This is a genomic window from Kitasatospora sp. DSM 101779 (genome assembly GCF_025655475.1).
In the GTDB taxonomy this organism is placed as follows: domain Bacteria; phylum Actinomycetota; class Actinomycetes; order Streptomycetales; family Streptomycetaceae; genus Kitasatospora.
Genome location: NZ_JAHTIK010000001.1, coordinates 7529564 through 7538603 on the forward strand (window position 1 = coordinate 7529564; position 9040 = coordinate 7538603).

The 9040-nt window shown below is 75.4% G+C and carries 7 protein-coding genes; 1 reads left to right on the top strand and 6 read right to left on the bottom strand.

Going from position 1 to position 9040, the window contains the following annotated elements; all coding sequences use genetic code 11:
- Positions 1 to 29: 29 nt before the first annotated feature.
- From KSNIM_RS34205 to KSNIM_RS34230, 6 genes are all read right to left on the bottom strand, one after another.
- Entirely contained in the window at positions 30 to 1649 is a 1620-nt protein-coding gene (locus KSNIM_RS34205) for a CoA transferase (protein ID WP_263107053.1), read from the bottom strand.
- A complete protein-coding gene (locus tag KSNIM_RS34210) occupies positions 1646 to 2434 on the bottom strand; it encodes a class I SAM-dependent methyltransferase (RefSeq protein WP_263107054.1) in 789 nt (262 codons plus the stop codon). Before KSNIM_RS34210 ends, KSNIM_RS34205 begins: the two co-directional genes overlap by 4 nt.
- 268 nt (positions 2435 to 2702) lie before the next feature.
- A complete protein-coding gene (locus KSNIM_RS34215; RefSeq protein WP_263107055.1) occupies positions 2703 to 4097 on the bottom strand; it encodes a protoporphyrinogen/coproporphyrinogen oxidase in 1395 nt (464 codons plus the stop codon).
- Entirely contained in the window at positions 4094 to 5707 is a 1614-nt protein-coding gene (locus KSNIM_RS34220) for a class I adenylate-forming enzyme family protein (RefSeq protein ID WP_263107056.1), read from the bottom strand. The genes KSNIM_RS34215 and KSNIM_RS34220 overlap by 4 nt, the downstream gene beginning before the upstream one ends.
- Complete coding sequence (locus KSNIM_RS34225) at positions 5704 to 6681, bottom strand: UbiA family prenyltransferase (protein ID WP_263107057.1); 978 nt, start codon at positions 6679 to 6681, stop codon at positions 5704 to 5706. Before KSNIM_RS34225 ends, KSNIM_RS34220 begins: the two co-directional genes overlap by 4 nt.
- Before the next feature lie 223 nt (positions 6682 to 6904).
- Positions 6905 to 7213, bottom strand: a complete 309-nt coding sequence (locus tag KSNIM_RS34230; protein WP_263107058.1) for a hypothetical protein — start codon at positions 7211 to 7213, stop codon at positions 6905 to 6907.
- Positions 7214 to 7587: 374 nt separating this feature from the next.
- On the opposite strand from KSNIM_RS34230, the gene KSNIM_RS34235 reads away from it, so the two are divergent.
- Positions 7588 to 8940: an SNG1 family protein gene (locus KSNIM_RS34235; RefSeq protein ID WP_263107059.1), complete on the top strand. Its 1353-nt coding sequence runs from the start codon at positions 7588 to 7590 to the stop codon at positions 8938 to 8940.
- Positions 8941 to 9040 lie beyond the last annotated feature (100 nt).

Here is a 9040-nt window from a genome sequence, read left to right on the forward strand (position 1 = left end):
TGGGGCGAGTCGGGGACGGGCGGCGGCGGTCAGGGGCGGAAGGTCCACGGCGGGCGGACGAGCGCGCATCCGGCCCGGTCGAGGACGGGCGCGAGACGCGGGTCGGCGGCCAGGGCGGCGAGGTCGGAGCAGACCGGCACCGAAGGCGCCGGCCCGGAGCCGCCGCCGAGGCGGCAGAGCAGCCGGGCCGCGGACAGCAGCGAGGACTCCACCCGCTGCGCCAGGCCGGTCCGTTCGCGGGCCTCCAGCGCGGCCACCGCACCCTCCGCGCAGACCAGCCCGCCGAGCACGTCGCACAGCGTCATCAGGGACGGCCGTACCTGCTCGCCGGGCGGGGTGACCAGGGCGGCGAGGCCGGAGTACGCCTGGACGGGGTAGTCGGTGCCGAGCGGCGGGCCCGGCCCGCGCTCCGGCCCGCTGCCCGAGGCCTGCACATGGACGAGGCCGGGCCGGACGGCGGTCAGCGAGTCCGCGTCCAGTCCGAGGGCCGGCACCTTGGCCGGGGCGAGACTGTGCAGCAGCACGTCCGCCCCGGCCACCGCGCCGCGGACGGCGGCCCGGCCCGCCGGGCTGCGCAGGTCGGCCTCCAGCACCTCCTTGTGCCGGTTGAGCGCCGCGAACCGGGCCGAGACCGGGCCCGCCATCGGCGGCACGCCGCGCAACGGGTCGCCGCCCGGCGGCTCCACCCGGACCACCCGGGCGCCGAGCAGCCCGAGGACGTGTCCGGCGAGCGGCCCCTGCACCCGGCGTGCCACCTCCACCACCGTCACGCCGTCCAGCGGTCCGCGGCCCCGGCCCGGTGGCCGCCCCGGCACGGCCGCACGGCCGCCCGGCGTGATCCGCCACGGCACCGCAGACCCGGCACCGGGCGTTGCTCGCGCGGCGACCTCGGTGGCGGTGACACCGCACTCCGCGGCCAGCTCGGCGAGTTGCCGGTACGGCAGGGTGGCCGTGGCCGCGGCGAGGGCCGCAGGCAGCGGGCAGAGCGCGGTGGCGTAGCGCAGCTGGAACGGCCGCCAGGCACGCGCGACCACCCGCCGGTCCGCACCCAGAGCGGCCCAGAACCGCCGCCAGCCCTCCGCCTCCAGGGCCTCGAGCTCGAACCGCACGCCGTCCAGCGAGACGAACGGCGGCGCGCCGGGCCCGGCCGCCGCCTCGTCCGCCTCGCCCTCCTCGTCCGACTCGCCCTCCTCGTCCGCCTCGCCCTCCGCGGGCTCGTCGGCCGTGGCCGCCGCCAGGTACTGGCCGATGCCGAGCAGCGCCGCCTGTGCGACCGACACCTCCACCCCCGAGTGCGGCGCACCGAGGCGGGCGGCCCGCAGCGCGGCCAGGGCTCCCGTGGCGGCGAGCACCCCGGCGGCCGCCGAGGCGAAGCCGATGCCCAGGGGCACGGGCCGGCCGTACCGGCGGCCGTGGACGTGCATCAGGCCGCAGGCGGCCTGCACGTCCGCCTCGCTGCGCAGTGGCAGCGCGACGGGTCCGGCCCAGGAGATCCGGCATTCGAGCCGGAGCGGGCCGGACGCGAGGCCGAGGGTGCCGTCGGGGTGCCGCTCGGTGCGGTGACCGAGCGCCCGCAGGTGCGCGGCCGCCAGGTCGGCGGAGAGCCCGGGCGGTGCGGCGGTGGCGAGTTCGCCGGTGGCCGTGCTCACGGGCGGCGGCCGTGGACGGTGTGCACCAGGTTGGAGCAGGCCCGGAAGTCCGGGTGCACCAGGATCTCCCGCAGCTCGGCGAGTTCGTCCTCGGTCAGCCCCGCGCGCAGCAGCGGTTCGCGCAGATGGCGGGTGTTGTGGATCTGCAGCTGCAGCCCGGGCGACCCGGGGGTCAGCGCGGTGACGTACGGGACGGCCTCCACGGCGGTGAACCCGGCCCGCCGCAGGGCGGCCGCGCACTCGCGGCCCCAGCCCTGGTGCGAGCCGCGCTCGCGGAAGGCCTGGAGCTTGGCACGCTGGAAGCGCTCGAAGAGCGCCTTGGCCCGCGCGTCCGGCGCGAGCAGCACGGGCGCGTACTCGGCGTCGAACTCCAGCAGGTGCAGCACCCCGCCGGGCCGCAGTGCGGCGAGCAGGCGGCGCAGCACGGCCTCCCGCTCGGGCAGGTGGGAGAGCACCAGCCGGGCGTGGATCAGGTCGAACTCGCCGTCGGGCAGCGCATCGTGGACGATGTCGTGGCGCCGGACGTCCAGATTGGGACGCTCCGGCAGGGGGAGCGGTGCCAGGTCGGTGGCGAGCACTCGGCCGGCGGGGCCGACCCGGTCGGCCAGCCAGACGGCGACGCTGCCGGCACCGGTGCCGACGTCCAGGCAGTCCATCCCGGGTCGGACACCGGCGCCGACCAGCCGCTCGACGGTGATCGGGTCGAGCCAGGCCGCCAGGCAGCGGTGCTGTTCGGCGGCGTGGCCACTGGTGTTGTCGAAGAGGTAGGCGGGGGCGAGGGTCATCGGTCTCTCTCCGGTCCGTCGGTGACCGACGGGCGTTGGTCGGCTGGGGCGTTCGGGGGTTTCTCACAGGGGCGCGGGGCACGCGCGAGAGTGCCGCACAGGGGCGCGGAGCGCGGCGCGAGAGTGCCTCACAGGGGCCCGGGGAACCGCGCAGTCCGCGGGCGGGCACCGTAGTGACATGGGCCGAGCCGGGATTTGTACGGCGGTCCGGATCCGGGTTGCGCAGTTCTCCCCCAAGCCTTCGGCCGGGAGGTGCCCCCACGCGCCCCTACGGCTGTCCACTCGCCTTCGGGGACACGCCGCAGGGCACGGGGACGGGCCGTTGCGCCGCGTGGGCGAGCACCCGCTGTGCGGCCAGCCGGCCGGAGCGGACGGCGCCCTCGCTGCTCGGCCGGAGCATCACCCAGTCCCCGGCGTACTCGATCGCCCGGCTGGGCCGCGCGAGGAATGCGGCCCGTTCGCGGACGGCGGCGGGCGCCGCCTGCGGCAGGCCGTGGCGGTACCGGTGCACCAGGGTGCGCACGGTGGCCGCCCGCAGGCCCGGCAGGAAGCGCTCGGCCTCCGCGCAGGCGATCTCCACGACCCGTTCGTCCGGTTCGTCCAGCAGCTCCGGGCTCGTCCACGGCGAGACGAAGACGTTCGCCAGGCCGCGGCCCTCGGGTGCCCGGCCGCGGGCCTTGAGGTGGTCGAGGACGATCCCGGTGCAGACCAGGCTCTCGCCGGCCGGCACGGAGATCGCGTAGCTGGGGCTGCGGGTCGGGCCGGGCAGCGGCCGGTCCAACAGGCAGGCGACCTTGAGCATCGGCGCGTACGTGCTCGCGGTCACGAATCCGCGCTCCTCGGAGGGGAGTTCGGGATGCAGCGCGAGTGCGACGGGGGCCGGCACGGCGAGCACCGCCTGCCGGGCGGTGCACCGCGAGCCGTCGGCGAACTCCAGCCGGACGACCTCGCCCTCCGGCCGGACGGTGGACACCCGGGCCCCGAGCACCACGTCCAGCCGGTCGGCGAGCGAGCGTGCCAGGGTGTCCATGCCGTCCCGGTACGTCATCCAGCGGGCCCCGGCGCCGCCGACCGAGAGCAGGGTGGCCACCATCGGACCGATCGCCGAGGTGTCCGGCCGCCAGCCGAAGCAGTGGCTCGCCAGCGGTTGGAGCATCCCGTCGAGCAGTTCCTCGCTGCCGCCCGCACAGTACTGGCCGAGCGTCAGCTCTCCGCTGGGTGCGGTCTCCGGGCGGTCCGGGTCGAAGCCCCGCCAGCGGACGGCCAGCTCGGCGGTGAAGCGGAGCCAGGCCAGCCGTCCGCGCCAGGAGAGTCCGGCGCCGGTCACCAGGCCCTTGGGGTGGCCGAGATGGGCGTGGGCGCGGCCGTGCCGCCAGAGCGCGAAGCCGCTCTCGACGACCGGCACCTCGGCCTCGGGGATGCCGACCGCGCGGATCAGCTCCCAGGTGGCCTCGTACCCGGCCCCGGCGATGGTCTCGGCGCCCTCGTCCACCAGGTAGCCGTCCACCCGGGCGGAGGCCATCCGGCCGCCGACCCGCTGCGCGGCCTCGAAGACCCTCACCTCGCGCCCGGCGGCGGTCAGGTGGTGGGCGGCGGCAAGCCCGGCGATGCCGGCGCCGACCACGGCGACGTCCAGCTCGGGAGTGCCCTCCGCGGTGCTCATGTCCACCGCCCGCTGCCGAAGGCGGCCGCGCCTGCCAGGAAGCGTTCGCGCAGTTCGTGCCGCCGGACCTTCCCGGTACCGGTGCGCGGCACGGCGTCCCAGCCGACCACCACCGGTTCGGCGAGCGGCGGCAGGTCGTGGACGGCCCGCCGCCAGCGTTCGCCGTCGAGCTCGCCGCTGCCGGTGACCAGCACCGGCAGCGGGCGGCCGCCGGCGACGGCGAGCAGCACCGCCTCCTCGACGTCCGGCAGCCGGTCGTGCAGCACGTCCTCGACCTCGACGCAGCTCATCCCCGGGACCATGTCCACCTCGCGGTCGAGCAGCAGCAGCCGCCCGTCCCGGGTGCGGACACCGAGGTCGCCGGTGTTGAACCACGGCCCGGCCGCCTTCGCCTCCCAGCGCTCGGACTCGCCCAGGTACCCGAGGCAGCGGGCTCCCGTCCGGGTCAGCACCAGACCGCGCTCGCCGCGCCGCACGGGCGCCATGGTGACGGGGTCGACCACCTTGAGGCGCACCCAGCCGGGCAGCGGCCGACCGAGGTCCCGGGTGGTCGGGTGGCGCTGCTCGAGGTCGGCCAGCGCCCTGCGGGTGAGGAAGCGGAAGGTGAGCGGCCCGGTCTCGGTCTGCCCCCAGCCCTGCATCCACAGCGGACGGCGCCGCTCGGAGGCGGCCAGGAAGGCCCGGACGGTCGGCGGGTGCATCGCGTCGAAGGTGGAGATGTACAACCGCACGTCGCGGAACGGGTTCTGCGGCTCGGCGGCCAGCCGCTGCCAGCGGACGTAGGTGGAGGGCAGTGCCTCCAGGACGGTCGGCGGGTGGCTGCGCAGCAGCGCGGCGGCGGTCGAGGGGTCGGAGTCCGGCAGGATCGCGAAGGTGCCGGGCGCCCGCCAGAACGCGCTGGCCGTCCAGGTGACGGCGCGGCCGTGGGCGAAGGAGATCGCGCTGGCGACGGTGTCCTCGCGGCGGGCGGAGAGCACCGGCCAGCGGCGCGCCTCGAAGGCAGCCAGCCGGCGGATCAGGGTGCGGGTCGAGTGCACCACCAGCTTGGGCACGCCGGTGGTGCCCGAGGTGTGGTTGACCGTCAGCGGCGCGTCGTCGGGGCGGCGGTGCACGGCGGGCACGGGGTGGCCGCGCAGCTCGTCCGGGGTGAGGGCGCCCTCGGCCGGGCCGTCCAGGCAGACGGTGCGGCGGGCGTGGCGGGTGAGGTCGTGGCCGGCCGCCCGGCCGCTGCCCAGGACGTCCCGCTGCGTCACCAGCACGGCGGGCTCCAGCCGCTCCAGCAGCACGGCAAGGCTGTCCGGGGGCACCCGGTCGGAGAGCAGCGCCGGTACCGCGCCGATCCGGACGGCCGCGCAGGCGAGCAGCACGTAGTCCCAGTGGTTGCGCTTCACGACCGCCACCCGGTCACCGGGCCGCGCGCCCGCGGCGGCCAGGCAGGCCGCGGTCTCCCGGACGAGGCCGGCGAGTTGCTCGGTCGACCAGCTGCTGCCGCCGTCCGGGAAGAGGTCCAGCGGGCGGCCGAGTTCGACCCGGATCGGCGGCCGGCGCTCGGCCAGCACCTCGAACAGCGGGCCCAGGTCCAGCGGCAGGGGCTTCATCGGGGAGGTCACGACAGGCCCCCGGTGGCCAGGCCGGCGGCGGACAGGTCGACGGCGACCAGCAGGGCGCAGCTCAGCCGGTGGAGGTGGATGCCGAGCCGCCGGGCGAGCAGGATCTCGCCCTCGACGAAGCCCCGGTACCACTGGCGGGCCCGCAGCACGATCACCGGCGCCATCACCAGCGGGAACCACCAGGGCGCCACACCCGTCACGGCCGAGCCGACCACCAGGGCCGTCTCCAGGGCCGAACAGCCGGCCACGAACAGCGCGTTGCCGCGCGGCGGGAGGAGCACGGCGGCCGTCCTGCGGCCGACCGCGCGGTCGCCCGGGATGTCGTTGGTGTTGGAGTAGACGCCGAACAGCATGGGGCCGAGGCCGAACACCAGCGCCTGCACGGCGACGAAGCCGTCGAACCGGCCGGTCAGCAGCCCATACAGCGGCAGGACGAACAGCCAGCCCAGGGCAGCGAGGAAGAACTCCTGGAAGCCGTTGTAGCTGATCCGCAGCCACCACGAGTACTGGAAGCCGAAGACCGTCAGCGCGAGCACGCCGGCCACCGCCCAGAGCGGGCGGGCCGGGGCCAGGGCCAGTGCGGCCAGCCAGCAGAGCGCGCAGGCCGCGGTCGACAGCCAGCCGAACCGGATCGCCTGCGGCTCGGTGAGCGTGCCGGCGATCAGCGGCTTGCGGGCCAGCCGGCGGGCGGGCGCGTCCGGGCCGTAGTTGACCGCGTCGCTGCCGTCCCGGTAGCCGGTGACGTCGTCGAAGGTGCACATCGCGGCACTCATCGCGATCTCGCCGGCGAGGAAGAGCAGCAATACGGCGACGGTCACCGCGGCGCTCGCGGGCGAGCCCTGGGGCAGCACCGTGGCGGCCACCAGCGGGACGCTCAAGTAGTAGTCGTAGATGTCGAGTTTGGCCAGCCGGGCATAGGCCCGCCAGGCGATCGGTGGTGACTCGGGGACGGCCGGTGCGGCGGCGTGCTCCACGGGATCGCTGTCCTCTCAACGGCGGCCGGAACCCGGGGCGGAGCGCCGCGGGGGGCCGGAGAAACGGGCCGACCGCGCTGACGGTGCGCCAATTCGCCGTGGCGGACGGTGGGTCGGCGATCTCATGATGGCATATCGAGACCGTTCGGATGCATTTCTGTGATGAGCGCAGAAATGGGGCGGCCCGCAGGAGTGTTCGTCTGCGGACCGCCCGTTGCGCGAATTACGCCGAGAAGCTGCCCGCGCCGCCCGGGACGTGCGTGCCGTAGCCCGGCTGGACGGACAGGCTCGGTCCGAGGCAGAACGGGTTGCCGTAGACCTTCACCGGACGGTCGGTCTGGTTCATCAGTACATGGGCCAGGGTGGGCAGTTGGTTGCATCCGGACGGGTCGGTGTACACGTCCAGCGGCTGGAGCTCGGTGGAGAACACCGTCACCGTGCCGGGGGCCGCCCGTGGGGCGGGGGTCGCACCGGTGAGCGCCAGAACGGCGCCAGCGGCGGCCAGGGAGACCAGGAATTCTCGCACGATCATCCTTGCTGTCGATCGGCCCCGCATTCTTCGCGGGATCGCCTCCATCGATATCGTGCGCATACGTTGGAGTTCCATTCGCAGTGTCGGGCAATCACCCGCCCGGCGCAGGGAATCGAATCCGCGTACGGCAGCCCGGCCGCGCAGACGAGGGGCCGGGCGGGCCCGGTGGCGGCGTCCGGTCGGGTGACACGCGACCACCACCGATCGGCGGTCGGCGGCAATGCGTCCCCGGCCGCGTACGGTCGTTCCGGACGGACCCGCCCCGCGGCCCGGCACGCCCAGGCAGTGGCGTCGGCAGCGGCACCGGCCCGAGCGGCGCCGTCCGGGAGGCGCCGCCCCGGACGGCGCCGGCGGGACGAGCGCAGGAGGCACCCATGACACCGCCCACCCCGCCCGGCACGGCCGAGCCGCCCGCGGAACCCGCCGCCCCGCCCCCGTCCGGCAAGGGCGCGACCGCGCTCCAGGTACTGCGCAACCCCAGGATCTGGATCCTCCCGACCGTGCTGACCGGTGTGGTCGCGCTGCTGCTGTCCCTGCTCTACATGGGCGGCATCCTCAACCCCCGGATCGACCTGCACCGGGTGCCGGTCGGCCTGGTCAACGCCGACAAGGGCGCCACCGTCGACGGCAAGCAGCAGAACCTCGGGGCGAGCATCACCGCCGCCGTCGCCGCCGCACCCGACCCGGACGAACGGGTCAACTGGCAGGTCCTCAGCCCCGACCAGGCACAGGAGAAACTCGCCTCCAACCAGCTGTACGGCGCGCTGCTGATCCCCGAGGACTTCACCGCCGCCGTCGCAGGGCTCGGCCAGCCGCCGACCGGCTCGCCCGCCCGACCCACCGCCGTCGTCCTCACCAACCCCGGTTCCGGCAGCCTCGCCTCCTCCTTCGCCAGCTCGATCGCCACCGACGCCGCCCACCGCGCCTCGCTGGACCTCGGCAAGCAGCTCACCGCCACCGCCGCGCAGCGTGCCTCCCAGCAGGGCACCCAGGTCTCCAACCCGTCGGCCCTGCTGCTGGCCGACCCGATCACCGTCGAGACCCGGGTCGGCCACCCCATCGGCCCGCACAGCGGCCTCGGCCTCAGCGCCTTCTACTACACCCTGCTGCTGGTGCTCGCCGGGTTCCTCGGCGGCAACGTCATCGGCAACGGCGTCGACGTCGCCCTCGGCTACACCGACAACGAACTCGGCCCGTGGCACACCCGCCGGCGCACCGTCCCGATCACCCGCCGCCGGACATGGGTGGTCAAGTCGGTGATGAGCGTCGGGATCTCGCTGCTCACCTCGGCCGTCATCATGCTGGCCACCGTCTCGATCCTCGGCATGGACGCCTCGCACCTGCCGCTGCTCTTCGTGTTCTCCTTCTGCGCCAGCGCCGCCGTCGGCCTGGGCGTGCAGGCGATCAACGCCACCTTCGGCGGGATCGGGCAGCTGGTCAGCATGTTCGTGTTCATCGTGCTGGCCCTGCCGTCCTCCGGGGCCACCATCCCGCTGCAGGCGCTGCCGGACTTCTACCGGTTCCTGGCCCGGTTCGAGCCCATGCGGCAGCTCAGCGACGGCATCCGGGCGATCCTCTACTTCGACGCCCGGGCCGACGCCGGACTCTCCCGCGCGTGGATCATGATCGGGGTCGGAACGGTCCTCGCCCTGCTGCTCGGCTGGGCGATGACCAGCTACTACGACCGCAAGGGCCTGACCCGGCTCGCCGCCGAGGCCTCCGCCTGACGCCGTCCGCCGGCTCGGCCGTCCGCCGGCCCGGCCGGGACCGGCGAACGGGCCGCCCGGGACGGCCGGCGGGGGCGGCCCGATCGGCTGCGCATCAGGG